This is a genomic window from Paenibacillus sp. 2TAB26 (assembly GCF_052115145.1).
Lineage (GTDB): Bacteria > Bacillota > Bacilli > Paenibacillales > Paenibacillaceae > Pristimantibacillus.
On record NZ_JBFRGC010000048.1, the window covers coordinates 1 to 26,233 of the forward strand.

Annotated in this window: 22 protein-coding genes and 4 pseudogenes; 8 read left to right on the plus strand and 18 right to left on the minus strand. The window is 44.3% G+C overall.

The annotated features are described in order from the left end of the window. Positions 1-820 (plus strand): SpoVR family protein (locus tag AB4Z50_RS34175; RefSeq protein ID WP_441886620.1); only part of this gene is annotated, 820 nt, incomplete at its 5' end. Between the two features lie 400 nt (positions 821-1,220). Here AB4Z50_RS34175 and AB4Z50_RS34180 read toward each other — a convergent pair. The 3 genes from AB4Z50_RS34180 to AB4Z50_RS34190 form a co-directional block, all read right to left on the minus strand. Next, positions 1,221-1,949, minus strand: a complete 729-nt coding sequence (locus tag AB4Z50_RS34180) for a hypothetical protein (RefSeq protein ID WP_441886623.1) — start codon at positions 1,947-1,949, stop codon at positions 1,221-1,223. A 162-nt stretch (positions 1,950-2,111) separates the two neighbouring features. Continuing rightward, positions 2,112-2,552, minus strand: coding sequence for a hypothetical protein (locus tag AB4Z50_RS34185; RefSeq protein WP_441886626.1), 441 nt, complete (start codon positions 2,550-2,552; stop codon positions 2,112-2,114). Positions 2,553-2,758: 206 nt separating this feature from the next. Continuing rightward, positions 2,759-3,349: a TetR/AcrR family transcriptional regulator gene (locus tag AB4Z50_RS34190; RefSeq protein ID WP_441886629.1), complete on the minus strand. Its 591-nt coding sequence runs from the start codon at positions 3,347-3,349 to the stop codon at positions 2,759-2,761. Positions 3,350-3,774: 425 nt separating this feature from the next. Between AB4Z50_RS34190 and AB4Z50_RS34195 the strand changes: the two genes are divergently transcribed. The 3 genes from AB4Z50_RS34195 (at position 3,775) to AB4Z50_RS34205 (ending at position 6,264) form a co-directional block, all read left to right on the plus strand. Then, positions 3,775-4,947 (plus strand): MFS transporter, encoded by a 1,173-nt coding sequence (locus AB4Z50_RS34195; protein WP_441886632.1) that lies wholly within the window; start codon positions 3,775-3,777, stop codon positions 4,945-4,947. A 210-nt stretch (positions 4,948-5,157) separates the two neighbouring features. Beyond that, positions 5,158-5,661 carry a GNAT family N-acetyltransferase gene (locus tag AB4Z50_RS34200; RefSeq protein ID WP_441886635.1) on the plus strand — a complete coding sequence of 168 codons (504 nt, stop codon included), beginning with the start codon at positions 5,158-5,160 and terminating at the stop codon, positions 5,659-5,661. A gap of 186 nt (positions 5,662-5,847) precedes the next feature. Next, on the plus strand, positions 5,848-6,264 hold the full coding sequence (locus AB4Z50_RS34205; RefSeq protein WP_441886638.1) for an ATP-dependent DNA ligase: 417 nt from the start codon (positions 5,848-5,850) through the stop codon (positions 6,262-6,264). Between the two features lie 79 nt (positions 6,265-6,343). Here the strand turns inward: AB4Z50_RS34205 and AB4Z50_RS34210 are convergent. From AB4Z50_RS34210 to AB4Z50_RS34220, 3 genes and pseudogenes are all read right to left on the minus strand, one after another. Further along, a pseudogene (locus AB4Z50_RS34210) lies at positions 6,344-6,625 on the minus strand (restriction endonuclease); the annotation flags it as partial. A 150-nt stretch (positions 6,626-6,775) separates the two neighbouring features. Beyond that, a complete protein-coding gene (locus AB4Z50_RS34215) occupies positions 6,776-7,000 on the minus strand; it encodes a hypothetical protein (RefSeq protein ID WP_441886641.1) in 225 nt (74 codons plus the stop codon). Between the two features lie 402 nt (positions 7,001-7,402). Further along, on the minus strand, positions 7,403-7,564 hold the full coding sequence (locus AB4Z50_RS34220) for a hypothetical protein (protein ID WP_441886644.1): 162 nt from the start codon (positions 7,562-7,564) through the stop codon (positions 7,403-7,405). A 63-nt stretch (positions 7,565-7,627) separates the two neighbouring features. Between AB4Z50_RS34220 and AB4Z50_RS34225 the strand changes: the two are divergent. Next, positions 7,628-8,428, plus strand: a pseudogene (locus AB4Z50_RS34225) (SpoVR family protein); the annotation flags it as partial. 90 nt (positions 8,429-8,518) lie between these two features. On the opposite strand, the pseudogene AB4Z50_RS34230 reads toward AB4Z50_RS34225, so the two are convergent. Together AB4Z50_RS34230 and AB4Z50_RS34235 are read right to left on the minus strand one after the other, a co-directional pair. Further along, positions 8,519-8,760 (minus strand): annotated as a pseudogene (locus tag AB4Z50_RS34230) (IS3 family transposase); the annotation flags it as partial. A 396-nt stretch (positions 8,761-9,156) separates the two neighbouring features. Continuing rightward, the gene (locus AB4Z50_RS34235) at positions 9,157-10,419 is read right to left on the minus strand and encodes an erythromycin esterase family protein (protein WP_441886647.1); all 1,263 of its coding nucleotides are present in this window, start codon (positions 10,417-10,419) and stop codon (positions 9,157-9,159) included. A 293-nt stretch (positions 10,420-10,712) separates the two neighbouring features. Between AB4Z50_RS34235 and AB4Z50_RS34240 the strand changes: the two genes are divergently transcribed. Beyond that, positions 10,713-10,892, plus strand: coding sequence for a hypothetical protein (locus tag AB4Z50_RS34240; RefSeq protein WP_441886650.1), 180 nt, complete (start codon positions 10,713-10,715; stop codon positions 10,890-10,892). A 400-nt stretch (positions 10,893-11,292) separates the two neighbouring features. On the opposite strand, the gene AB4Z50_RS34245 is transcribed toward AB4Z50_RS34240, so the two are convergent. After that, complete coding sequence (locus AB4Z50_RS34245; RefSeq protein ID WP_441886653.1) at positions 11,293-11,463, minus strand: hypothetical protein; 171 nt, start codon at positions 11,461-11,463, stop codon at positions 11,293-11,295. A gap of 514 nt (positions 11,464-11,977) precedes the next feature. Between AB4Z50_RS34245 and AB4Z50_RS34250 the strand changes: the two genes are divergently transcribed. Further along, positions 11,978-12,187 carry a spore coat protein gene (locus AB4Z50_RS34250; protein WP_441886716.1) on the plus strand — a complete coding sequence of 70 codons (210 nt, stop codon included), beginning with the start codon at positions 11,978-11,980 and terminating at the stop codon, positions 12,185-12,187. Between the two features lie 680 nt (positions 12,188-12,867). On the opposite strand, the gene AB4Z50_RS34255 is transcribed toward AB4Z50_RS34250, so the two are convergent. The 7 genes and pseudogenes from AB4Z50_RS34255 to AB4Z50_RS34285 form a co-directional block, all read right to left on the minus strand. After that, positions 12,868-13,911, minus strand: a complete 1,044-nt coding sequence (locus AB4Z50_RS34255; protein WP_441886719.1) for a Ger(x)C family spore germination protein — start codon at positions 13,909-13,911, stop codon at positions 12,868-12,870. Positions 13,912-13,937: 26 nt separating this feature from the next. After that, complete coding sequence (locus AB4Z50_RS34260) at positions 13,938-15,020, minus strand: GerAB/ArcD/ProY family transporter (protein WP_441886656.1); 1,083 nt, start codon at positions 15,018-15,020, stop codon at positions 13,938-13,940. After that, positions 15,013-16,335, minus strand: coding sequence for a spore germination protein (locus AB4Z50_RS34265; RefSeq protein WP_441886659.1), 1,323 nt, complete (start codon positions 16,333-16,335; stop codon positions 15,013-15,015). Before AB4Z50_RS34265 ends, AB4Z50_RS34260 begins: the two co-directional genes overlap by 8 nt. A 357-nt stretch (positions 16,336-16,692) precedes the next feature. Next, positions 16,693-16,923: pseudogene (locus AB4Z50_RS34270) on the minus strand (manganese catalase family protein); the annotation flags it as partial. A gap of 176 nt (positions 16,924-17,099) precedes the next feature. Then, entirely contained in the window at positions 17,100-19,232 is a 2,133-nt protein-coding gene (gene nasC / locus AB4Z50_RS34275; protein WP_441886662.1) for an assimilatory nitrate reductase catalytic subunit NasC, read from the minus strand. After that, the gene (gene nirB, locus AB4Z50_RS34280) at positions 19,217-21,367 is read right to left on the minus strand and encodes a nitrite reductase large subunit NirB (RefSeq protein WP_441886665.1); all 2,151 of its coding nucleotides are present in this window, start codon (positions 21,365-21,367) and stop codon (positions 19,217-19,219) included. Before nirB ends, nasC begins: the two co-directional genes overlap by 16 nt. Before the next feature lie 28 nt (positions 21,368-21,395). Further along, positions 21,396-22,658: a molybdopterin molybdotransferase MoeA gene (locus tag AB4Z50_RS34285; RefSeq protein ID WP_441886668.1), complete on the minus strand. Its 1,263-nt coding sequence runs from the start codon at positions 22,656-22,658 to the stop codon at positions 21,396-21,398. A gap of 387 nt (positions 22,659-23,045) precedes the next feature. Here AB4Z50_RS34285 and AB4Z50_RS34290 point away from each other — a divergent pair, with 387 nt between their 5' ends. After that, a complete protein-coding gene (locus tag AB4Z50_RS34290; protein ID WP_441886671.1) occupies positions 23,046-24,281 on the plus strand; it encodes a nitrate/nitrite transporter in 1,236 nt (411 codons plus the stop codon). Positions 24,282-24,466: 185 nt separating this feature from the next. Here AB4Z50_RS34290 and AB4Z50_RS34295 read toward each other — a convergent pair whose 3' ends face one another. Both AB4Z50_RS34295 and AB4Z50_RS34300 read right to left on the minus strand, forming a co-directional pair. Further along, positions 24,467-25,507, minus strand: coding sequence for an anthranilate phosphoribosyltransferase (locus tag AB4Z50_RS34295; protein ID WP_441886674.1), 1,041 nt, complete (start codon positions 25,505-25,507; stop codon positions 24,467-24,469). A gap of 12 nt (positions 25,508-25,519) precedes the next feature. Next, positions 25,520-26,134 carry an ANTAR domain-containing response regulator gene (locus tag AB4Z50_RS34300; RefSeq protein ID WP_441886677.1) on the minus strand — a complete coding sequence of 205 codons (615 nt, stop codon included), beginning with the start codon at positions 26,132-26,134 and terminating at the stop codon, positions 25,520-25,522. Positions 26,135-26,233 lie beyond the last annotated feature (99 nt).

A 26,233-nucleotide genomic window follows, 5' to 3' on the forward strand; every position in this document is an offset into this window, starting at 1 on the left:
ATCATCAGCCGCTCAATCGCAGGCCGCTGACGCCAAACGTTTTCCGCCACGGCCAGAAAAAGATCWCATCTGGTTCATTGAGGAATACTCCCCTACTCTGGAGGATTGGCAGCGCGACATTCTATCTATGCTTCGCGATGARATGCTCTACTTCTGRCCGCAAATCGAGACCAARATTATGAACGAAGGCTGGGCTTCGTACTGGCATCAGCGAATTATTCGCGAGCTTGATCTGACTAGCGATGAAACAATTGAGTTYGCTAAGCTRAACTCCTCTGTCGTGCAGCCATCCCGGCACACCTTGAATCCCTATTATTTGGGCTTGAAAATATTCGAGGATATCGAGCGCCGATTCGATAATCCAACGAAGGAAGAACAAGCACGCTTCGGACGCGTCCCCGGCAAGGGCAGAGAGAAAATGTTCGAGGTACGCGAGCTCGATTCCGATATTTCGTTCATCCGTAACTACCTTACGAAGGATCTGGTTAATGATCTCGATCTGTATATTTTCGAGAAAAAAGGCCCTGAATGGAAAATTACCGATAAGTCGTGGGAGAAAATTCGCGATCAGCTTGTTTATTCGAAAGTAAACGGCGGGTTTCCTAGCTTGATGGTCAAGGATGGGGATTTTAATCGTGTGGGTGAGCTTTATCTTATTCATGAATACGAGGGTATGGAGCTTGATCTGAAGTATGTGGAGCGTACGTTCCCTCATGTCGTTCAGCTTTGGGGGAAGAATGTTCATCTAGAGACATTTGTTGAGGATAAGAAGATTGTGTTTAGCTGTGATGGGAAGAAGACGAGTCGGAAGTTTGTTTGATTTAAGAAGATAGTGCTTCTTAATTCTGCATTTAAAAGCTAACATGCATTACGATGAGACAAAAAACCCGATCTCACTCGATCGGGTTTTCTATTTTTCGGACAGTGGGGGCCAAGGGGGGCGATACCTCTGATATACAGAATATTTTCTCCATCATTTTCATTCGGTACATATTCTTATACTCCGATATTTTAATTCCTATTCTAATGATACCACTTCTTGATTGGGAGAAACATCTTGCTTGGCTTCTTCTAACTTTAATTAGCAACTCGCATCAAGCACATTAAATGTGTATTAACCATCACTCTGCAGGTACATATCCTTACCTTTAAAGTAAGCATCAAATCTAGCCCACCAGTTTATTGGAAGCAAAAGGGGATAGCGATAATCGCTCCCTCGCTTACCTGCTGTCTTGAATGCTAGCAGTACTATTATTCGCTGATAAATCTGCTAGCGGGTCGTAAGGCGCACCTGTAAGCGTACCGACTAATAAAGCAATATCAACTGCATTTTCAGGACTACCCCAAGAGTTTCCAGAGAAAACAAATATAGCACGGTCAACGACAAATCCACGCGAATTATAAGTGACATTATTCGTAATAAGGCCTGTTGAATTTGGGTTTAAATAAGCAGGCTGTCTCAAAGTGTAAAAGGTATTATTACGTACGATCAAATTCGTTGCACTGCCTTGCGAAACAAACGCACGATTCACGACCCACCCTGATGACGGACCAGCTTGAGGCGGGCCAAAGATAACATTATTGATTAGCTTATGGTTCGCTCCAGCAAATTGTATAAAATCAACAGCGTACGGATTATTACTCGTAATAGTCACACCATTGATCGTCACGCCGTTACCAGTAACAAGAAAGAGAATGACTGCCGCTTGCAAAATAATTACCGTACTCGGATAGCCTTTCAACGTAATACCAGCTTTGTTAAGTGTAATTTGAGAAGTGATTGGATACGTCCCGCCTAATACATGAACGGTTCCTGTAGGCGAAACAGCAGCAACGCCTTCTTGTATCGTTGCGAAAGGACTGGCCTGAGTACCGTTACCGCCCACCGCCCACGCCTGCACACAAACCTCAAACGGATTAGGTTGAAAAGTACCAGTCGCACGTAGCACCTGTCGCTCCCGTCCCCCCAGCAGGTCCGGTTCCTCCAGTAGCTCCCGCCACTCCCGTTTCTCCAGTCGGACCTATAGAACCCGTAGCGCCTGTCGCACCGCCAGGCGTACCTGCTTCTCCTGTGGCTCCCGTTGCTCCTGTTGCTCCTGTGGCACCAGTATCTAAGTCGAACCTGTTGCTCCAGTTGCTCCTGTTGCTCCTGTTGTTCCTGTTGCTCCTGTGGCACCAGTACCGCCGGTCTCACCTATTGCTCCCGTTGCTCCTGTGGCACCAGTACCGCCGGTTGCTCCTGTGCCTCCAGTAGTACCTGTTGCTCCGGTCATGCCAGTAGGTCCGGTTGGGCCCACGGCTGAAACATCGTTTTGAACGACGACTAGCACTGCTTTAACGGGTACGTTAGCAGAGAGATACACGAGAGCCGTGCCAGCATTCATAAGCGAAACGGAAACGGGGGAGGCAGCAACCTCAATAATTCCTATCCCCGAAACCACCCCCGTCTTCACGGGCGAATCCCCCTTTAAATCATCGCCTTGCGAGGAAGAAAGCGCAAAAACAACTCCATTCGCGGATGATGATGATTGCGTCGCAACCCACCAATTCAAAATATACCTTCCCGTTTAATTCTTTTGCTCTGTTTTGAACGTTTGCGGAATAATTTTAGAAGTATCGGGAGGTGCGTTACTCTCTACCTACCGTAAAGACGCCGCAGCCTTCAACTTCTACTTTTTCGCCAGCATACAATTTTCTTCCTCGTGATTCAAGTTAATGTTTCATCTGAACGGGCAGGGCAGAGTCATAGCGAAAGGACCTATCCCAGCAGTTCTTTAGCTCCGTTCATCACTAAGGGCAAAGACTGTTTAACGAATGATTCCGCACTTATTAGACACCCCTCTTTATTCCAAACGTAAGCCGCCCCATATATCCCCCAACTTAACATGATAGAAGCTGTATTTATTAAGAATTGCGCGTTTGGATTCGATAGCATCTTATCTTTGTCTATAAAAGAAAGAAGTATCGTTTGAATTTTTTCCTTTATTTGAATTTCGAATACAGGTACAAGCGATGTATTTCTTCTTTTGCACATAGTGCTTAGACCCTTGTGAAATTCGCATACCCCCAGAAAAATACTCTGAATTGATTCTTCATTCAATACTTCGTGACCGCTTATTCTACGATTTATGATTGTCATAAATGATTCCATTAGTCTGGCCTCAAGAATTTCGAATTTATCTACAAAGTGCGCATAAAAAGTCGCTCTGTTAACAGTAGCCCGCTCTGCAATATCCCTAATGGTTATCGATTCAAAGTCTTTTTCTTGAATTAATGAAGCAAAAGCGTCTTGAAGGAGTCGCCGTGTACGTATCACACGAGGATCAGCTTCATTTTTTTTAATTGTCATAGTTAAGATCTCCCCAGTAAAACGACATTATAGAAATGGTGTTGTCAATACAACGGTTTATGGTTATTGATGATTGCGTACCATTCGGTTGATATTATAACATACAAATACAACAAATGTTGTTGAAACGACTAGTGTTGTATTAAAAAATGCTAAATGCCATTTTTTACAAAAGGGGGGAGAGAACCATGTCGGTTTCACAACCGTTGCAAACGAGGGAGCACCAACTTTTTTTGATATTATTCGAGAAAGCCTGTCGGTTAGTAGCTATGATCCCGAGATCAAGATCTCGCGGGAAGAATTGACCAAAACATTACGGCAAGCCCCGCGCTGGCTCCTTCTGCTGCTAAAATGAAGCCGTGGCGGTTTCTCGTTATCGACAAAAATAAAATATAGCTATTTAAAACATATCAGGAGAGTGAATGATGAAGAGCACATGGAAAGTTTACGTTCTAGCCTTGATCAGCTTTTTAGTTGGAACATCCAATTACATCGTTTCCGGGATATTAGACCGAATCGCAGAGACGTTGGGAACAAGCGTTGCAGCAGCAGGTCAGCTCATTACGGTTTATTCCCTGGCCTATGCGGTCGGCACTCCTATTTTGATGGCGCTGACGGCCAAAATGGACCGGCTTAAGCTCCTGCTTTATTCGCTGGGCCTCTTTATTGCCGCAAATCTGCTGACATTTATATTGTCCGGCTTCGGTTTCTTCATTGCCGCGAGAATCATTACGGCGTTAGGCGCCGGGGTGGTCACAGTTAACGCGCTCAGCATCGCCGCCAAAATCGCTCAGCCAGGTAAGCAGGCCAGCGCTATCGCCAACGTCACCATGGGCATTACCGCATCGCTCATCATCGGCGTCCCGCTCGGCAGAATGGTAGCCTCGGCTTTTGGCTGGAAAGCGGTATTTCTGGCCATCGCAATCGTCGGGGGCTTGGCCATGCTTGTCATTGCTGCGGTTATACCACGTATGCAGGGCGACAAGCCTGTCCCTTTGATCAAACAATTTGCTTTGTTAAAAAGGCCTCAAGTTTTGGTTGCTTTAGCGATTACTTTTTTCTGGTTAGGAGGATATTCCCTTGCCTATACTTACTTATCACCTTTTCTGCTAGAGGTGACTCATTTAAATGAATCATTGATTAGCGCTGCTCTGTTCGTGTTCGGTGTTGCCAGTTTGATTGGCTCGAAAGTCGGCGGCTACAGTGCGGATAAACGGGGCATCAAATACACGCTCGTTTCAGGGATGGTGCTTCATGTCATTTCGTTGATTTTGCTATCCTTAGTCGGACAGTCGGTCATTGCTGTAATCGCCATTTTGATCCTCTGGTCTTTTGCCGCTTGGACATCAGCTCCCGCGCAGCAATTTAACCTAGTTTCGCTTGTTCCCGAATCCTCGGGCGTCATGCTGAGCTTGAACAGTTCCATGATGCAGCTTGCCATGGCTGTCGGCGCAGGAATCGGCGGGCTGATCGTTAACCGTGTTTCTTTAGCATCCATTACCTGGTTCGGGGTACTCGGCGTACTCATCGCCATCATTGCTGTGTTTGTATTGTCCAGCATGGCATCACGGCATTCGGTGGTTCAATCAGTGCATTAAGTTTTAGATGATTTTTTATGATAGCGAAGAAATAGATGAGGATGTTGGAAAGTGCAAAGAGGATTAAATTAACGGGCACGATAATGAAATCAAACCACAAGAGGCCGCCGCGGGACCGATCAAGGCGGCCTCATTAAGCTAACATTTGGCAGGATATTACAATGATGATGTTGCATATGGTTTCAAATGTGAGCATGTCGAGGTGAAAAAATGAAGATTCGTATTTTGGATTCAGCGGATGCTGAAATTTATCGTGAGTTAAGGTTAAAGTCTCTGAAGGAAAATCCCGAGGCATTTTTGACAACGTATGAAATAGAGAAAGATAAACCAATTGAGCAACTACAACGTAATCTCATTGCTTCAGATAATCGATTTACTTTAGGCGCTTTTATCAACAGTGAACTCATTGGTATTGTAACATTTGTAAGGGAAAGTAACTCCAAGATTTCACATAAGGGTAACGTCTATGCTATGTATGTTTCACCTGAATTTCGAGAAAAAGGAATAGGTAAATCATTGATTCAAGAATTGGTTATTAAAGCGAAACAGTTTGATGGGCTTGAACAGATTAACCTCACAATCATCTCAAATAATGACGCGGCAAAGCGACTTTACGAGACTGCCGGCTTTGTAACTTATGGAACAGAGCAGAATGCACTAAAGACTGGTTATCAATATTGGGATGAAGATTTAATGGTCTTACGATTGCTCTAACGGAGACGAAAGTTGAATGACAGAAAGAAGCAGGCCAAGACTGTATTGTTCCAGTCATGGCCTGCTTTTTGTGATACTCCCACATTAATACATTGAATACATGTAAACAATGTGCAGAGCCTTATATTTCAAGGGTTTTTCACGTTCGAGTATAGATAACGTTAAAATGTTGGCGCGACCCCTATTATGGTTCTGCCTGGCGTACCAATTGCCCCAATCACTTCGCCGGATATACCTACCGGTCCGGACTGGGACTATCAAATCAAATGGGACGGTGTGAGTACCCTGGTCAGACTTGACGGCGTAGGTGGCGTAGAAATATTTTCAAAGCGCGTAGAACTTCGCAATGATCGATTTCCTGAGATTGTAGAACTTTTGAAACCGCTACGAATCGGTGCCTGTGTAATTGATGGAGAAATTGCTTACTTTGACGGTACACGACCAAACTTTCAGCGCGTCCTGATCGGGGTTAGCCGCAAGAAATATGATGACAATCTGATTTTTGTTGCTTTCGACATGCTCTATGATGATGGACAAGATATTCGCTCTCTCCCCTTCAGGGAACGATATGAGCGACTTACAGCTAAACTACCAACAAAGTAGCCACGGTTATTTGTTACTGACCTGGTATATAATGGACCTGCACTATGGAATTGGGTTAATACTCATGAGTGGGAAGGTATCATATCCAAAAAGCTAAACAGCCCCTATGTTGAAGCACTGCGACTTCATCTTCAGGTTCTAGCTGTTGATTGATCTGGTTTGAATTAGGAACCGTCTGATCAGGATTTATCACCAAAATTAACTCAATCAGTTGCTGCCGCATAATCAATCGAATCCCGTTAGATTTGGCCAATGTATAAGCCTGCTCTGTATAATCACTGTTGGTAACAACCCACGCTTCTGTTGCCCCGTAATGTTTCAATGCTGTATGTACTTCTTGCACGGCCTTTAGACCGACATTTTTGCTGCTGTGGTGTCAGAGGGAAATAAAGTCTTAGACTAGAAAAATTAAGTGTTAGACTGAGAATTATCAAGACCTAAACTTAAGAAAATCAAATAAAATAAATGGTTCTACATATTAGTCATGCATAATATGTGGAACCCTTTATTTTTAACTATCATCACTCGTTAGTAACTCAACGCTCTTCCCCCATTCGACAGGTTGCGTCAGGATTACCCCGTCTGTCTCCACCCATTGGGTTAGGCTGTTCTCTTTGGCTTGAATAACGATAAAATACAGGTCTTCTGAAGCAGACGTATTCCGCAACGCTCTCACTCCATCCGGAGCGATTCGAACTGAAGTTCCTTCGAACACATCTAACTCATTTCCGTCCACTTAAAATTGACCTTGTCCTTTAAGAAAGATGTAGAGTTCCTCATTTTCTTGGTGTTTGTGATAGAAGGGGATTTCCGCCTTTGGGGGCAGATTATTGAGTGAAACTTCCATGCTCGTAAGTTTTAAGGAATCTTTTAGAAAAATTTTTCCTTTTAGCATTCCTTCCGTGACGTTTCCAATTCGAAAATGCACCTGCGTGGTTAACAGAGTAATTCGCTTGATTCGGCTCCAATTTGTACACCTCACCTTAGATTTAATTATATCAGTAACAGAGTGATAATTGTCCTTCGAAGAGCAACCCCAAAGACGCCATTGTCATTGCAGACGTTGATAACCGTGGTTATTACTACGATTACACTCCAGTTGGGGACTTCCAGAGGTTTAGCTAAGACCAATGATAAACTAAAAGGCTGGCAGGATGTTGCCTGTTTCGAGCAAGCTCTTTAAATTGCTGAGAATGACAGGCCAGCCAATATTAAATCCATCAATCTTCCCTTCATCTTTGCGAATATCCTTCTCTATTAAATCCTCGTGTAGGAGTGTCAGTTTAACAGTAGAGTTCAAGGGTGTTAATTCATAACTTGCCGCCGCATCAGCCGCTCAATCACAGGCCGCTGACGCCAAACGTTTTCGCCACGGCCAGAAAAAGATCTCATCTGGTTCATCGAGGAATACTCCCCTACTCTGGAGGATTGGCAGCGCGACATTCTATCTATGCTTCGCGATGAAATGCTCTATTTCTGGCCGCAAATCGAGACGAAGATTATGAACGAAGGCTGGGCTTCGTATTGGCATCAGCGGATCATACGCGAGCTTGATCTGACTAGCGATGAAACGATTGAGTTCGCTAAGCTAAACTCTTCTGTCGTGCAGCCATCCCGGCATACCTTGAATCCCTATTATCTGGGCCTAAAAATATTCGAGGATATCGAGCGACGCTTCGATAACCCAACGAAGGAAGAACAAGCACGCTTCGGACGCGTTCCCTGCAAGGGCAGGGAAAAAATGTTCGAGGTACGCGAGCTTGATTCCGATATTTCGTTCATCCGCAACTACCTGACGAAGGATCTGGTTAATGATCTCGATCTGTACATTTTCGAGAAAAAAGGCCCTGAATGGAAAATTACCGATAAGTCGTGGGAGAAAATTCGCGATCAGCTTGTTTATTCGAAAGTAAACGGCGGATTTCCTAGCTTGATGGTCAAGGATGGGGATTTTAATCGTGTGGGTGAGCTTTATTTAATCCACGAGTATGAGGGTATGGAATTGGATCTGAAGTATGTGGAGCGTACGCTGCCTCATGTCGTTCAGCTTTGGGGCAAGAACGTTCATCTGGAGACTTTTGTTGAAGATAAGAAGATTGTGTTTAGTTGTGATGGGAATAAGACGAGTCGGAAGTTTGTTTGTTACGAGGATAATGCTTCTTAATTCTACATTTAAGAGCTATCATGTATAATGCTAATACCAAAAAACCAATCTCATTTGAAGTGACCCCATAAAGTTAGACAGTTTATTTTGCTAGGCGATTAGTTGGGCATGAGTTTGGTACTGTACCGGACTCATGCCCTTTAGTTTGGATTTAATCCGTTTGTGATTGTAATAATGGATGCATGTGTAGATCTCTTGTTTAAAATGTTCGATACTTTCAAACCCCTTTAAATAAAGGAATTCAGATTTCAAGATACCAAAAATTTCTCAATGACGGCGTTGTCGTTGCAGTTTCCTCAGCGGGACATGCTTTGTTTGATACCACGTTCTTTTTAGAATACTATTCTTCAATTCATCGTATGTGATAGCATCATGCCAAGAAACATTTATAACCCGGAATATTTATCATTCGGGCCTTATCCGACTGAGCTGACCTTCAATTAGGATCACCTCCTGCTCGATTCACATGCAGCGGATCTTCGCGAGAGGAGCGGCTTGCGCTGCAACAGCTATTCGTCATTTTCAGAGAATGTTTTTGCTGCAAGTCTAATAGTTGCAATTTTTTCGGCCTGTTGACTGTAAAGAATCCCGTATCTGACCGACCACGATAGCCTACATCGAGTCAATCTAGGACCGGTATGTGAATCTAAACATGTCGTCCATATGCTATATGGGATGCTTACTGTTATAAAACATCCCTTTTCCTTACACATAGGTTTGTCGAATGTTCAAATATGCAGAACCTCCTGCTTCAGAGGTGATAGTGCATGCGACTCGTCGATATAAATAAAAGCATCGTACCTTTGCGAAATGATAGAAGGAACGTAGTTACCCCGATCATGCCATGAATTGTACACCACGCCAATCGCCCGATGTCCGACTGGTTCAACAAAGAGAGACTCCTCTCGGTCAAAAAGAAGCATTTTATCAAAGGCGCCCGCACGATGCATTATATCCTCCCAGCTGTTCTGCTGGGCATCCGGCACCTTCATGGTCTTGATTTCCCCGCCCCATCGGTCGGACGCGGTAACGGTTCCCCGATGCGTACCAAAACCGACCACATATACTCGCTCTTCACCGTACTTCTCCCGGACCAACTGTCCTACATTTATCATTCCATCTGCGTTCATATCCGTTGCCCGCGCGTCGCCGATATGCGTATTATGCTCCCATACAATGGCCTTGGCTGCTTGGCCGTGATATGATTTAATCCTTTCCAATGCTTCGACCATATGATGGTCCCGTACGTTCCATGAATCGGGTCCTCCTCGCACCATCGACCGGAAGTATCGTTCGGCATTCACCGCGACCAAAGCATTCAGCTCATCGCTTAGCAACGCTTCATCACCGTTATCGCTTCGCTGTCTTCTGGTCTGAAGATTGTCCAGCAGCTTCACAACCTCTTCCTCGCAGCTTTCGGATAAAAATGCGGCGGATACCCCATAATTTTGTGGCTCTCGGCCATAAGGATCAAAGCAGGCAAAAGCTTTGCGAGCTGCATCCAGTTCCGGAGAACCCGTCTTTTCCAAATGCTTTAAAATTTCATCAATGGATTCCCACAAGCTATACACGTCGATGCCATAAAAACCGACCTTATTCTTTACTAATTGAAGCTTATTGTAATCATAAAGCCATTGCGTAAATTGCAAAATTTCTTCGTTTGCCCACATCCAGGTCGGCCAGCGGGTATAATTGCGAAGCGCTTCTCGGGCGTTTGACGCAGACCCGACATATTGTTTCACATAACGATTCAATGTATAACAAGACGGCCAGTCCCCCTCCACTGCGATAAAGGAGAATCCTTTCTCGGCAATCAACTTCTTGGATAACTCTGCTCTCCACGTATATAATTCAGCCGTGCCGTGAGATGCTTCTCCTAGCAATACAAAATCCGCATCCCCGATCGCTTGGACTAATGCGTCAAGATCGTCCACGCCTTCCAGCAGAACCATGGTGTCTCTAATTTTCCCCACTGCATTCTCGCTATTCATTCATGATCATGCCCCTATCCATTAGTGTCGCAGTACGATTTGCCATCATTATATCGTTTCCTGAGAAAACTTCATTATGTAGACAAAAGTGACTGATCTAAAACCTTAATTTTCGTCATCACTCGGCCGGTTTGGGAGTCTTAACTCACTTCTTACGTGCAAAAGACATCGGTATAACACCTTGGGTAGTTTGTTAAAAACGTACTTTGTCAAAGACAAATGAACGTCATAGGAAAGTGCCATTGCGAAAAACCAAGGAGCTAGAAAGGACAAACTATCCAGAAGGGAGCAAATTGAATCAAAAGAAAGAGGCGTGGCTACTTGCATTATTCGGGTTAGGATCAATAACAGGTACAGGATCGGGATTTATTTCTACTTGGTCTAGTTTAATAATCGAAAAAAGCTTATTCTCAGTTATTCTTAATTTCTTCCTAGCAGCTGTCGGTACTTTTTTTAAGTTTTTCAAGCCTTAACGAAAGTGTACGCCGAACACTCGGAGAAGGAATCATTCCTTATGTATCCAAGCTAGCTCATCCACGGTTGGTTATATTTGGTTATCCGAAATGCTTATTTTCGGTTGCCAATTGATAGCCATCGGTATATTTCGAAATTCCGGTCGCATATGCATACGGCCAAGAAAAGTCCCATTCGTATCCGCCCTAGAAGATTTAGAGAGGGTCTTAGGTAGCCGGAATAAAAGAACATATCATGTGACTCCGAGGATCATTTAACTGTAAGGGAGAGCGTATTGTATTTTTGAAACTCTCCGCGCCTGTATAGGTGAGTATGAAGCCTGAACTGCATATGAACTGCGAGGAAAAGGCTGTCGACAATCGGCAGCCTTACGAAAGTTACCTAAATCGAAATTCATTCCTATTCTGTTTCTTTCTTGGTTTCTTGATATGATCGACTAGCAGCTTGGATAATGTTTTCATCGATCTCGGATTCACCTTGAATTTCAACTGCTGCCTCAATTTGATTATTCAACTGCTCTTCGGTTTGTCCTATTTCATGCGCTCCTTGATGGTTTCTGCTTGTTGTCATTTATTATTTCCTCCCACTTTTAATTGGGCTATATAAGCCTTAATCTTACAATAAACAAAATGACAGTTGAATATGCGTCATGGATGGTTCCTCCATCATCAAAGGATCATCTGTATATAATCCATTGGGATCGGCATTCTAATTATGTTCGGCCAACTCTTGAAGGAGGAATGAACTTGACAGCACATTTAGGAGCTCACGAAACGGTGGAAGCTCATGAGATTTTGACGTCCACTATCAATGCAAGCTATATCGTCCTTATGCAAAGGATCCTAGAATAGCTCAAATAATGATTTGCGGTTAGTGAATACAATCTTGTCGTCCAAACATTACAAAACATGAATGGACAAAGACAACAAATGATGTCTCCTTCGGTTAATTACCGATTTCATGCCAATATACGGGCTTGATAATCCCGCTATGCAAAGCCCAAATATGTCCCCAGTACAGTTTGATGACATTTACTTGGACTTCATAAGGCATCGGCAACTATGAAAATAATTGCCACACTGGAATTGCTAACCCGCAGCTTAGAACAATAATGCAACAAGGAGCAATAAACTGCTCTGAGCAGGCATATGAAGTATGGCAATATATGAATCAATCTGGATATTTTCAAGTGCCAGCCATGAAGAAAATGACAATAAATATAGCCACTATAGCCACTATGAAACATCTAATTTTGCATCACCCAATGGCTTTAATCTATTTCAGCCAGAGATAAGAACCCAATAATCAAATTAAATATTCAACTAGACAGACTTGATGAACTAAATATTGGAAAATGAAATTTAGGAGGAGCTTGTAACCAAAAGAAGATTCACCTTATTTATTTTCTTTAATTGAATGAATGACTTTCAAGTGAGTTTTTTTAATTATCAGCTATTTAGTATATTAACCAAGTAATAGAGAACTTAAGAAATAATAGTGGTAGTGGGATTGCTGGCGAAGAAATAATAGGAGGAAATCAATGAAACCTGTCATTGATGTAGCAAAAGGAAAATCAGTCATAAAGCATTCATTAAATGTAATATGCCCTATGGTCGAGATCAATTAATCTTCAAGTGATCTGGCATAAACCGAGATGCATAAGATAAAACCAGTTGTCATTTTAAAACATCCGGACACTACCATCGTACACTTGCTCAGTGAATACAAAGTGAAGGGTATGTTATATACTAGTTAATCCTTTGCAGGCTCAAAGAGCCCGAAGAACAAGTTTGCGCAGGATCCAACCCTATATCAATGGAGGTTCCAGCGACTCCAATGATTAAAATCCATTAACGAAAATCTACCCCTAGTTCACTAATTCTTGGGCTTTTTGAGGGTTGCGAACACATAAAGCGAAATTATTTCACAAAGCTACCTTCAAAAGATGTCTACAAATTTTAAAGAATATTCAGTTTATTCCCTCATTTTTATATCCCCGGTGTTCCGTATATCCACAACCGTCCGAAAATCAATAACTAGCTTAGGAAATAGTTGATTCTCCCATTCATCGATTTGACTCTGCGTGAGCTTCTTTCGAAAGATTACTCCGGTCATCAGAATGTCAGAATGTTCCTGTTTTATCTTGATGAATAGCAATTGAAACCGCTTTTCAAGGAGCTGTTCCAGTTCGCGCTTTAATATCCTGTTGTCCAAGACGTTCTTCGCTTTTGCCTCTAACACGATTGCTTTCAGTTCCATCGTACTTTTAATCTTCGGAGACCCTCCTTCCCATGAAGTCTGATTCTTGACATTCGCATCTACAATTTGTAAGCTAGCAGACTCTGTGACCTCGACGATTCCACTTATGAATCGGCCGTGAAATAGGTTATAAAGCATTGTTTCGTCCGAAGATATGAATCCGACCATTCGGTCATTATGAAATAATGCCGAACCTTCCATCTGAAACATGGTTTCGGTACCCTTATTGATAATGGGAAGCACGATATCCGCTGTAGGGGAAAGGATGTCCCTGTACACCTCCCAAGCATGAGTAAGCGCTATATTAGGGGTCCAGCCCGCGCTCGTATTGAACAAATCCAGCATCTCTGTGCTGCTTTCTTTGCGCTTCTTACTCTGATCGCTTATCAATTTGGCGACATTACCTCTTACAACAGCTAGTGTAACCTTCGATTTAAGTTCGCGTGCCCTCATAATATATTGAGTTATGTCCTCAATTCCCTTCTTTGCGAGAGCTTCGCTTACCAAGACAAGAGAGACATGAAGTAAGTCGATGCTTCTTTCCTCGTTCATCCTCATGCGGTCCAGTGCTTCGCTGAACGTATAGGCCTCTGCGTGAGCAGAGTAAAAACTGCCACTTAGAGGATCTGGTATCCTCAAACTAACAATATATGTGTTTTTTTCTTCATCCAGATCGACCCCCATAATAAGTGGGAGTAAGCGCTTATCTACTGGCTTTGAGTCCCAGCAACCTGTTAATGCCATGAGCATTGTGGTCATCGCAATGAAAGCTTTCGTCCATCGCTTCAATATTGAATTCGCCTCCCCTTGCCCTTCGTTATTCCGACGACAAATATTAGTAGTGGGATAAACCCGATACTGTACAGCCGTAATGGAGTGTCCAAGATAATTAGTTGTTCGATCATCTCCCAATCTGGAATTGATACCGATACCCAATACGCTAACAAGGTTACCGCCCAGCAGAGAACTTTAGTGGAAATCGGAACATACAGTTTGGCAAGCATAGTTGCAACCATCCATTGTAAGATCGAGCTATAGATAAATATAAAGGATAAGGTAGAGACCAAATAAAACATCGTAATTCTGTCAACAAAAAGCCATTCCAAATTTACTGTGTCCAGAGCACTAAGAAAAGGAAAGGGAAACCTCACCGCCGTGGCTGGACCAAAAATCAATAATGGAATATAATTAGCAAGAAAATACAAGGGTAGTAACGCCCCCATCGTACAGTACAGCATCAAGCGGAGACGTTTGGAAGAAAAATTGATTTTTGATGAAGTCATTCCTAGAAACAAGAAAGCCGAATGGGCAAGCATTCCTGTTAGGAAGCTCTCCTTCCTCCAAAAGGACGGTTCAATGTTCAATGGAAAAACAAAGTTCAGATTTGTGTTTTGAAAACAGGTCACTAAAGAAAATAAAATGAAAGGCAGAACGACAAACATAAGGATGACAGACCCCCGCATTATAGCTTTTAAGCCATGTATTGCTGCTTGCAAAGGGATGCCGAGCATGATTAGCAGTATCGCCCAAATCGGAGTCTTAGGCAAAAAAACAACCGTCACCAACTCCGCATGACTTCGGTTCAACAACACAAAACTCATAAAAAAATAAAAGACAAGTGGCAACAGCAAAATTCTTGCGGTCCATATACCGTACCTTCGAACTATCTCCGTCAAGTCTTCTCCCGGGAAAGCGGCGAGTCCGCTAAAATAAAATCGAAGGAAGAGAAGTTCAAGCGTAAACCCTGTCAATATGTACGCCCATTGTCCAAATCTTGCAATTTCGATCATGTTCTCTGGATATAGGAAAAAAATTAAACTGAGATGAACCGCGAAAAACGTAATCGTTATGCTCCAGCTTTTACTCATGACTTTCCTCCGGGTTTATATCTAAGCTTAGATAAGGCACTTGGAATGTGGTGATGCCCGATAGATAAAACAGCAACCAAACCAGACCGGCGAAAATTCCCAAAATACCGAAAATGGAGCCCAAAATAACAATTACATATTTAAACAAGCGAATCATTAAAGCATTCTGTAACCCGACAAATGTAAAGTTCGCGATGATCGATGCGGCTACGACGATCAACAGAAGATTGCTCACCAATTGCGCCTGAACGGCAGCTTGGCCCAAGATGATACCGCCAACCATCGTAATCGTCGGACCGATACTTTTCGGAAGCCGCACGCTTGCGCCTACGATCATTTCGATGACGATTAGCATGAGCAGCATCTCGAAAAGAGGCGGATAAGGGACGCCTTCCCGGCTCTTGGCAACGGACAAAGCCATGTCGATTCGGAATAACTCCGGATTGATGTCGACGAATGCAACATAGAGCCCTGGGACAAGAAGCGCTATAAGCAGGCCCAGAATCCTTAACCCTTGTAGGAAAAGCGTTATGGATTCCTGCATATTCCTGTCGGAATAAATATTCCATAGGTCCATCAATTTCGGAGGGGCTATCAGCGCGTAAGGCATTTGATCAAGCAGCAACAACACTCGACCTTTTAACAAGAGTGCTACAGCCTGTTCCGGCATTTCTGACGTATAAAATAGCGGAACTGGACTCCATTTACGTTGACCCAATATTCGTGCTAGATCTTGGATATTTCCTACCTCTGTCTGACTCTGCTCCTCAAGCAAGGATACGATCTGGATCACTATATTACAGCTGTTCTTGCCCTGAATGTGACATACAGCAACCGATCGTTTTCTGACTACCCCCATTTCAAGTTGGCGAATGGCAAGTCTATCAGACCGCAAATGTATTCTTAGAATGCCGATATTGGAGTCTAGGCTTTCTGTGAAGGCGTCCGAGGCACCTTGAGTGGGACTTTCGCTTTGGGGCGTGTCGATAGACCTCTGCAAAGAACGGGAAGTAGGTTTTAAAGATAGGTTTCCTGTCCGGTGAACAAGGACCAAGTTGCCTATGAGGACTTCATTAACCGCCTCTGATTCGGATATGTTAGACTTGGACTCCATCTGAGGCGCCGTATTATCCCCCCCCTCCTTCGCATCAATCAACTCAGGGATCCTTTTCAACAAATCGAAATTTTGAGAGGTATCAACCAAACTTTTCAAATAACAGAGAGTCACTTGCCCTCCGTTTGTTTCCTTCATTTCGACCGCGAAATCATCGCTATGCGCGAAATGTTGTTTTAAGAACCTAACAAGGTGCGCCATTTTTTCCTAGTTTCCTCCAATCCGGTTGGACTGGTATTATGATTACCAGTTCAATCAAGAATTATTTCCCATAGTGCATCGGAACATCACTATAACACGGATCGATGGAAACCTTTGTAATAGAAATCTTCACAAATCGTGTAAACCCCCAGGGGTGGTGCGGAGCATACTTGCAGTATATGGAAGGAAATGGGGTAGAATTTCACCCCTCTATTTCCTACGCCTTCATGTTGCCTTGTTATTCAACAGTGGTACTGAAACTATCTTTTTCCGTATTTCTGTCAAATTGTACCGAGGGAGGTTAATATCAACAGTCAGCAAAAAACCTCCCCGCAGCACCCTGTAGAGAGGTTCCCACTAATAAAATATCTTCTCATCCCGCTTATCCTTAAGTATTTCCACCGCTTCCCGAAACCTCAGTGAATGCACAATCTCCCGCTCCCGTAAATACTTCAAGCTATCCTGCAGACCCACATCGTCTGTTAGATCAATCAGCCACTGATACGTCGCCCTAGCTTTCTCCTCCGCCGCTATGTCCTCATATAGATCAGCGATCGGATCACCTTTTGCTTGGATACGGCTAGCCGTTAGAAGGCAACTCTACACTTTATCGCTCGATAGAACCATATACTACCATATATATATATGGAGGTTTGTATCTATTTTTATATAACAAATTTTAAACCACTTCAAATAGCTTAGTTAGAAATACCGTTAGGTGGCTTTTGGATACAGAATGTTGAGATCTTATAACGGTTCTTCTTTTATTTCATCAAACGCAGCGGCGTAATCGCAACGGTCGAAGTTTTGAAGCCCGGCATTTTGCAGTTGGGATCAAGCTCGGGACTGGTTGCCTTATTCACGTTCTGAACGCCGCCCCAGTGCATGGGTACAAATAGAATATCCTCCATAATCTTATCGGTGATTCTGCTTCTAACGTTGAAGCTGCCTCTAAGTGAGGTCACCTCCACCCATTCGCCATCCTCTATACGATACTTTTGAGCGGTCTTCGGATGAATTTCAATATAGTTTTCGATATTTCGTGCAGCTAAAGACGGACTTCTACGTGTTTGGACACCCGTCAAGTAGTGAGACAGCACTCTTCCGTTCGTCATTGTTAGTGGATATTCTTCACAAGGTCTCTCCTGAGGAAAGCGATTTGCTACCGGCATAAAGATCGCTTTTCCATCCGAATGGGCAAACGAATCAGCAAACATTATTCCTTGATTTCCGTCCTCATCAATTGAGGCGCATGGCCAATACACGCCTCCCTCACGCCGTAATCTCTCATAAGTAATACCATAATAATCTGCTAATCCACCACGGCTTGCAAGTCGCAGTTCCTCAAAGATCTGTTCGGATGAATGGAAGGAGAAATGCTGTTGTTTCCCCATTCCTGCGGCAATTTGGCATAAAATAGACCAGTCATGCCTTGTCTCTCCGGGCGCAGTGATCGCAGTTTCTCTTAAAAGCACACGGCCTTCTAGATTAGTCAAAGTACCGTCATTTTCCAAGTATGCCGTCACTGGCAATACAACGTCTGCCAATTTCGCTGTTTCTGACAAAAACATGTCTGCAACGACTAAAAAATCTAAGTTTTGTAGCCCTTCCTCAACCAAATTGGCATTTGGATTAGATACGATTGGATTAGAGCCCATCACGAACAACGAACGAATAACGCGCTGATGAACAAGCTCCATCATTTCGTATGCGGACACACCTTTTCGCGGCAGCTCCGCAGGATCAATTCCCCAGACGCTAGCTACATATGCGCGGTCCTGTTCATCCTCTATATTCCTATACCCTGGCAATTGATCGCTTTTTTGACCATGCTCTCTTCCCCCCTGCCCGTTGCCTTGTCCGGTCACGGCGCCGTAGCCGCAGCCGGGTTTGCCGACTTTTCCCGTTGCGATTACGAGGTTCAAGAAGTTTCGTACCGCCATATGGCCATCAGTCTGCTGCTCTACGCCTCTCGCAGTGAAAATAATACCGGATTCCGCGCGTCCATACGCAATAGCCGCTTTTTGGATGGCAGTTTCTTTTAAGCCCGTTATATTTGCCACCTCATCCAGCTGAATGCTGGAGAGATGATCCTTTAATTCTGCAAATCCATTGGTTCTTTTAGTAATAAATTTTTCATCCATCAGCTTCTCATCAAGCAACACTTTCAGCAGTCCATTAGCAAGTGTAGCGTCCGTACCGGGCTTAAGCTGCAAATGGATGTCGGCAATCGCAGCCGTTGCCGTAACTCTCGGATCAATGACGATGATGATGGCTCCGTTTTCTTTTGCTTTTATGAAATAAGGCATCAACGTGGGCTGACATTCAGCTATATTCGTTCCTGCCAAAATAATGCACCGAGCAAGCGGAATATCGGATAATCGGCAGGTCAGCCCTCGATCGATGCCGAAGGTTTTGTTGCCAGCAGACGCTGCAGCTGACATGCAAAACCTACCGTTATAATCGATATACTTTGTTCCCAGCGCAATTCTGGCGAACTTCCCGAGCAAGTAGGCGCTCTCGTTAGTCAGAGATCCACCTCCGTATACACCAAGTGAATCAGGGCCATGATCCTTGCTGCTGATTTGGAATTTACTGCAAATTGCGTTTATTGCTTCCTCCCATGACGAAGCGACAAATTGGCCATCTTTCCTTACTAATGGCTGAAGCAGACGCTCTGGACTAATTGCATGCTGATGTGCATTCATGCCTTTCACGCATAGTCGTCCTTCCGAAGCAGCGTTAGCAATTCCTTCAATCACATAGGAAGGCCTGCTTGATTCTAGGACAGTCGGTTCTTTCGTTATGCGCATCTTGCATTGCACGCTGCAAAACGGACATTGCGTATCCATGACGAAGCCTGAATCCTTGCTCTTATGAATTAACGATTGCTGCATATACCCTCACCAAGTCCTTTCATCCTTTGTTGCACTGCGGCAGCAGTCTTTGCTCTACCAGCAAGCTCCATTCGGCAGCTGCTATCGAGCAGCCTTTCTCTAATCTCTATGATTCCTGCTCTTTCCAGCCATTTCCAAACCGGCTCGCCAAATTCGGCATATTCCCTGTATAGCTGGAGGCAAGCTAAAGACAGCGCTAATGCGAGTGAGTTTGTCTCTGCTACTGCGATAAGCTGCCCTTGCTTAACGGGGTGTTCTGAATGCCCGCCAACATAGATTTCCCACCCCGAAGGCGCTCCGGTGATTCCAATATCATGAACAAGTACTCCGGCCGGATTTTGAATGCTGGGTGAAATAGCCGCTTTCACTGGTGCCGGGAAAGGCAAGCTTGCGCAGCAGCTTTCTAGCTCGCTCCCAAGGGAAACCAAATCAAACTCAGCATGGATACCGCGTATTAAATCTAGATTTGCAGGGGCAGAGTTTATGCTAAAACTGTATTCAGCTGCGATATTTCTATCTAGATTAGCAGCCTGTGGATGATAAATAACTAAATAATAGTGCAGGGCAGAAGAGCAAACGGTGCAGCCGGATAAGATCTTCCAGCCTAATGATGTTTTCATTTCATGAACAGAAGACATCGGATTGGCAGCAATATGATGTTTCAGCGTCTCGTGACTGGCATCGGTGCATCTGCAAATTGGCGGAGCCGATGCTTTCAAAGCATCTTTGCCATGTTGAAGCGCATATTGGACGATCGCTGCGACGATGGGACGGCAGCCTCCGCAGGAGCTTGAGGCTTTCGTATGATCACGAACCTGCTCCAGCGTTAGTAGACCGTCTTCAATTACGGCGCACATGATAGCGGATTTGTCTACTGCATTACAGGCACATACCATCTCACGCTCTTGCATTTGAGCAGCTAGTTCATCTTTTGCACTGCCGCCTCCGGCGCTCGGAGGAGCAATAAGCTCCACAACAGCTGCTCTTCTATTCACTAAGCCAAGCAAGGCGGTTCCTTCCGCTGTATCGCCATACAATATAGCTCCGCGCACCGTACCTTCCTTCATCGTCACTTTTTTGTAAGTTCCGTGAATACCATCAAACTGCTGGATAGCGGTCTCTGCTTCTTCCGGACGAATTTCGCCGACTGAAAAAACCTCGACCCCTGAAACCTTGAGCTGTGCGTATGGAACGGAACCTAAGTAGGGCTCTGAACTATGTCCGCAAATACTTTTGGCCAGCACCTTCCCTTGCTCATAAAGCGGTGCAACTAAACCATAAGCGACGCCACGATGCTCCGCGCATTCACCAACGGCATATATATTGGGTTTGCTCGTTCGCATGTAATCGTCCACGATGATTGCTCTTTTAGTATCGATACCGCTCTTTTTGGCCAGCTCGACGTTTGGACGGATTCCTACGGAAATGACGATTAAATCTGCTTCTAATGAATCGCCGTTCGTGAAGCGTATTCCTTTAGCGCGATTTAATCCGGTAATGCTTTCCGTTTCCTTGCTGAGCCAGAATCGCATCCCTTGCTCTTCCAATTCTTTGCGAAGCATGTCGGATGACATACGATCGAGCTGACGATTCATTAAATAAGGCGCATTGTGAATGACATCTGTTTCCATGCCGAGATTTAACAAGCCTCGTGCAGCTTCAAGCCCTAGCAAGCCGCCGCCGATCACTGCGGCTTTCTTATATTTTTTTGAGTATTCGATCATCATCTTGCAATCGTCAATGTTACGGAACGAGATGACGCCAGATTTATGAACTCCTGCAATGGGCGGAATAAAGGCAGAAGAGCCGGTTGCTATAATGAGATGATCATAATCGGCACGAATGCCGGATATGGTCGTTACATATTGTGAATCTGAATGAATATGAGCGACAGTCTCGCCTTTAAAAAGACTTATTTCCCGTTCCACATACCAAGACCAATCATTAATTACTATGCTTTCAATGGAAGAGTCTCCTTGAAGCACCTTTGATAATAAAATACGGTTATAGTTCGGATGATGCTCATTGCCAAATACCGTAATTTGGAATTTATCTGGCGCAAGCTTGATGATTTCATCCACACATTTAATACCTGCCATTCCATTTCCTATAACGACTAGTTTCTCTCTACTCACCTATGCTCACATCCACTCGTGCAATTTCCTAGATTGTTAAAGAAACAAAACGAACCTCTTGCCCAGCTGACGCGCCAGCCCCCCCGGCTGGTATTTGTACGATAGCATTGGCTCTAGCGAAGGCAGCAACATTACCGGACTTATCATGACGCAGCGGCTCTACCATCCATTCCTTCTCCGAGCGATAGACAAATGCTCTCGCGTATCTTGGATAAGGGGACGGTTTAGCTATGGAATCGATTAAACGCCCTTCCATCCACTCGGTCCGAAAATCATTTCTTCCGATAGCCTTCAATATCGCAGGACGAAGCAGCAGCTCGACACCTGCAAAGCAAGCAGATGGATTCCCGGATAAGCAAATGAGAAGCTTAGATCCAAAATGATAGGCAGAGGTAGGCGTTCCCGGTCGCATGACAACTTTAGTAAACAAAGGTACGCCGCCGATGCTTTCCGCCGCCAGCTTTACGAAGTCGTAATCACCAACCGATACACCTCCTGTGGTTACGATCAATTCTGATTGCTCTAGCGCCGCCTTAAGCGCGTTTTCAATCGTTTTCAGGCAATCGGGTACGGACCTATGACGAATGACTGAGGCTCCAAGATCCCTAAGCCGAGCGCTTACCATGAAGCTGTTCGCGTCAAAAATTTTGCCGGATTGCAAGCTCTCGCCTGGCATGAGCAATTCATCGCCAACCGGAATAATTGTGACGAGAGGTTTTTTATATACCTGTACTTCCGTTTGCCCAAAAGAAGCTAAAATGGCGATTTCTTTCGATTTGATAGCCGTTCCGCGGTATAGCACCTTCATACCATTTCGGATATCCTCGCCCTTTTCGGCAATGTGTTGTCCTTTTACGTAAGCACGATCAATTTGAATGGATAATCCCCGTAGGTCCATACGTTCGCGTGCTGCTTCCTGCACTACAATCGTATCATAGCCAGCAGGCACGGGAGCACCAGTGAAAATACGAACCGCAGTCATCATTTTTGGCTCCATATCGTACATACGCTCTGATTGGCCTGACCGAATTTCTCCTTTAACCTGTAATAACACAGGCATTTCCTTGCTTGCACCTCCCGATGATGCGGCGTAAATGGCGTATCCATCCATTGCGGCTCGGCGAAAAGGTGGCAAGGAGAATGGGCTTTCAAAATCATGAGCAAGTACTCTGGATAGACAATCATCTAACGATACCGTCTCACAAATCGGCTCCTTCATTTCCCTTGTCAATTTCATTAAAGCGTTTGATACGGATGCCGTAAGCGGTTGAATTGGATTTAGGACCGACATGTTATCCCTCCAGCGAATGATTGGTACAAAAATGATCAGAAAAAGCCCTTTCCCGCATCTGGGAAAAGGCATCATTGCCGCAAGAGTTAGCACGCCATTGTGCTGTACTCGTTCTATAATGTATAGATTAGTTCATGTTAATTTACATGTCAATATATATAACACAATCTTAATCAATTTTTCCGAAAAATATTTTATGTAATATATATTGACATAAATATTACACCGCCCTATAATTCGAGTTGGGGTTACAAAGTTTGTGATCCAATGCATAAAAGTGGTCGCACAATGACGTGCCCCCTATGGCAATGAAGCCGCAATCCGTTCCTTAATAAGGACGGATTGCGGCTTTTTTAGTTGATTACAATAGAAAAGGGAGAGATTGGAATGGAGAGAAAAGGATTTTGGCATAGCGGGCACAAACCTACCTTATTCAGTGCTTTTTTGTATTTTGACATGAGTTTTATGATTTGGGTGCTTATTGGTCCTCTCAGCGTTATTATTGCGGCCGATTATCCGATGGATCCTGTTCAAAAAGCAAACCTCGTAGCTCTTCCTATATTAGGAGGTTCAATTTTAAGATTAGTGTTAGGTTTCATGACCGATTATATCGGGCCCAAACGAACGGCTCAGTTCGGAATGCTCTTTACTCTTATTCCATTAATAATGGGCTGGCAATTCGTACATTCCTTGGATCAGCTCTATATCGTAGCTCTACTGCTCGGTGTTGCTGGCGCCTCATTTGCTGCAGCCTTACCGCTTGCCAGCCAGTGGTACTCCAAGGAGCATCAAGGACTTGCAATGGGTATCGCCGGGGCAGGAAATAGCGGTACTGTAATTTCTACTTTGTTTGCTAACCGCTTGGCGCAACATTACGGCAGCTGGGAAATGGTTTTTGGACTTGCTATCATCCCGATCATTATCGTCTTTATTATCTTCACGATCTTTGCCAAAAATAGTCCGAACCGTCCTGCGCCTAAAAAGCTTTCACAATATGCGCAGGTTTTAAAACAAGGCGATGCATGGGTGTTCTGCGCTTTCTATTGCGTAACCTTTGGCGGATTCGTCGGACTCTCCAACTATTTGACCATCTTCTTCAATACACAATATGGGTTATCCCCAGTCAGAGCCGCTGACTTCACAACCTTTTGTGTCATTGCAGGAAGCTTCTTTAGACCTGTTGGCGGATATCTTTCAGACCGGATCGGAGGAGCGCGCATGTTGACGATTCTTTACAGCGGCGCAGGCTTAATGCTTGCAGCAGTAGCAGCCATGCCCCCACTGCCTGTCGTCATTACCTTGCTTTTCATCGGAATGATGTGTCTCGGTGCAGGAAATGGCTCTGTATTCCAGCTTGTACCGCAGCGCTTCGGCAGTGAACTAGGCCTCATGACAGGCATTATTGGGGCTGCTGGCGGATTAGGCGGGTATGCGCTCCCTCTAATTCTCGGAAAGCTTTATCAATCTACCGGCTCATACACTTCCGGCTTCTTGATCCTCAGCTCTGTGACGCTGGCATCCCTTATTTTGTTAACGGTCATGCAAATGAAATGGAAACATAAATGGATGGCTAAAGGCGGCAAAGCCCGTCTAGACGTTGATGCTTCTCAAGTTAACGTTTAATATACAATTAATCAATTAAATAAACCAAATACCCTTAAACTAAGCTGTTTGCTTAATCCAAGGGTATTTTTTTGTCGTTCTAGAGCTTTTTATGTGCAGCCGTATCGGGGTTTGAAGCAGCTTCGCCATCGCCTTAATCCGGTGATCGTTACGCACTCGGCGCGTTCTCTAAATCTGCCTGATCCTCATAAAATGTTAATAGCGCCACCGAGCATCGCGCCTTGCCATTTGCGATAAAGCTCCCATGGAGCGCATGAGTCAAGCAAATGTTGACATGTATAAATACCTTCCTCAATAGAGTCTACCTTGCCTACGAACTGCAGTCGTACCGCTCCATTTAAAAGCACCTGATTGACGAAGGCAATATGTCCTTCCCCTTGCAGGACGGCTTCCGTCATATGAATTTGCTCGGCTGGAGTCCAATCTGTATCAGGGATAGGAGTCTCTAAGCCATACGTGCCGGGATCGATAATTTGAAGCCGAGATTCACCATCTTCTACGGTAAATGTACGAGTCGGACGTTCGATGAACAGATCTTCAGATCCTTCCACTCCTTGAACGATGAGTGCTTTTCTATATCGTAAATTCGTGGCCAATTGGGTCATTCTTGCTAACACTGTATTATGATAAACGCCGAATACCAAATAAGGCGAATGGGTATAATCGATTAGCTTCTCAGCAGTATTGAGCACAGTTCGCATGCCAAGCTCTAATCGAATCGAACGCAATTGCTTTAGTGGTGGGCACCATTGCTCAGCAGGTACATAAAGAACACCCGTATCCTTTGCTGCTTTTAAAATCTGCTCACGTGGAATACACTCTGTATTTATCCCTAATTCAAGGATTATTTCATGCAGCGTAATCCCCCATTTCGGAGGTAACGGCGCTGTTCCATGTAGAGTGACTGGAAGCCCAGCCGCCGCAAGCAGAAATGCTGTTGCAAACGTAGTAAAGAACGATTTCTTCCGCCCGTCATAAGGCCCTGCACAATCTAGTCCTTGTTGTAATGGGCTTCGGTATGCATGCTTGCGACAGACTGTCACGAATGCCTCTAGCTCCTCGACGCTTTCCATCTTCATTCGTTCAGCTATAAAAAAGGCTCCGATTTGCGCCGGGGTTGCTTTCAACTCCAAAATGGAATTTGCGGCTTCGAGCGCTTCCTCATAATTGAGATCTCTGGCACCCCGTTTTCCTCTGGCAACTTCCTTTAATAGATTTGCAATCATCRCATGCCCCCCTTATTTTGAATCCTGTAGTATTTGATAAACCTTAACAATAGACGTTGCCACATCGACCATTCGCTTCCGTTCATTCATCGCTTGCTTGCGCAGTACGTCGTACGCTTCCGCCTCGGAAATGTTTTTGATTTTGCATAAAATCCCCTTTGCCATATCAATCCATTTACGTTCTTCGAGCCTACTCTCCAGCTGTTTACGTTCGTTCTGCCATTGCTGTCTCTCGAAGCATTGTTTAGAAGCGAAATGAAGCGCCCAGTGCAGCTCTTGCTCGCTCATCGTAGCTGTCAGGAGACCATCAATCGATACATCATCTTCGCAGAAGGCTGTAGATAAAGAAGCTATTGGGGTGCTGCACCACCAGAGTAAGGGTAATGCCCTCTGCTTTAGAAGAACCTCACTCCAAGCTTTGGTCTCATTTAATGGCAAGTGCAAAATAATTGCTTCTGCGCTGCTTAATTGTTGAATTGCCTTTTTTGCGTCATTTGTGCTTATGACATGGTAACCGTAGTCTGTAAGCCTATATTTCGGCGTCTGATCTTTGGGAATTTGTTCCTTTCGAGAAACTGCTTCTACTCCCGCTGCTAGTGGACGTTCTACTACTAACAAAGAACGCATATAGAAGCGCTCCCTCCTATTCGACTTAAAGGTATCAACACAAATCAATATCATTGTTACTATATATAACACGAAAACCTCTTTTTTGTCGATAACCAG

Bases quoted from the DNA above. Each gene is read 5' to 3' on its own strand.
- AB4Z50_RS34190 (WP_441886629.1), bottom strand. From the start codon at position 3,349: ATGACAATTAAAAAAAATGAAGCTGATCCTCGTGTGATACGTACACGG.
- AB4Z50_RS34195 (WP_441886632.1), top strand. From the start codon at position 3,775: ATGAAGAGCACATGGAAAGTTTACGTTCTAGCCTTGATCAGCTTTTTA.
- AB4Z50_RS34200 (WP_441886635.1), top strand. From the start codon at position 5,158: ATGAAGATTCGTATTTTGGATTCAGCGGATGCTGAAATTTATCGTGAG.
- AB4Z50_RS34205 (WP_441886638.1), top strand. From the start codon at position 5,848: ATGGTTCTGCCTGGCGTACCAATTGCCCCAATCACTTCGCCGGATATA.
- AB4Z50_RS34235 (WP_441886647.1), bottom strand. From the start codon at position 10,419: ATGAATAGCGAGAATGCAGTGGGGAAAATTAGAGACACCATGGTTCTG.
- AB4Z50_RS34245 (WP_441886653.1), bottom strand. From the start codon at position 11,463: ATGACAACAAGCAGAAACCATCAAGGAGCGCATGAAATAGGACAAACC.
- AB4Z50_RS34255 (WP_441886719.1), bottom strand. From the start codon at position 13,911: ATGACCACAATGCTCATGGCATTAACAGGTTGCTGGGACTCAAAGCCA.
- AB4Z50_RS34260 (WP_441886656.1), bottom strand. From the start codon at position 15,020: ATGAGTAAAAGCTGGAGCATAACGATTACGTTTTTCGCGGTTCATCTC.
- AB4Z50_RS34265 (WP_441886659.1), bottom strand. From the start codon at position 16,335: ATGGCGCACCTTGTTAGGTTCTTAAAACAACATTTCGCGCATAGCGAT.
- nasC (WP_441886662.1), bottom strand. From the start codon at position 19,232: ATGCAGCAATCGTTAATTCATAAGAGCAAGGATTCAGGCTTCGTCATG.
- AB4Z50_RS34285 (WP_441886668.1), bottom strand. From the start codon at position 22,658: ATGTCGGTCCTAAATCCAATTCAACCGCTTACGGCATCCGTATCAAAC.
- AB4Z50_RS34290 (WP_441886671.1), top strand. From the start codon at position 23,046: ATGGAGAGAAAAGGATTTTGGCATAGCGGGCACAAACCTACCTTATTC.
- AB4Z50_RS34295 (WP_441886674.1), bottom strand. From the start codon at position 25,507: ATGATTGCAAATCTATTAAAGGAAGTTGCCAGAGGAAAACGGGGTGCC.
- AB4Z50_RS34300 (WP_441886677.1), bottom strand. From the start codon at position 26,134: ATGCGTTCTTTGTTAGTAGTAGAACGTCCACTAGCAGCGGGAGTAGAA.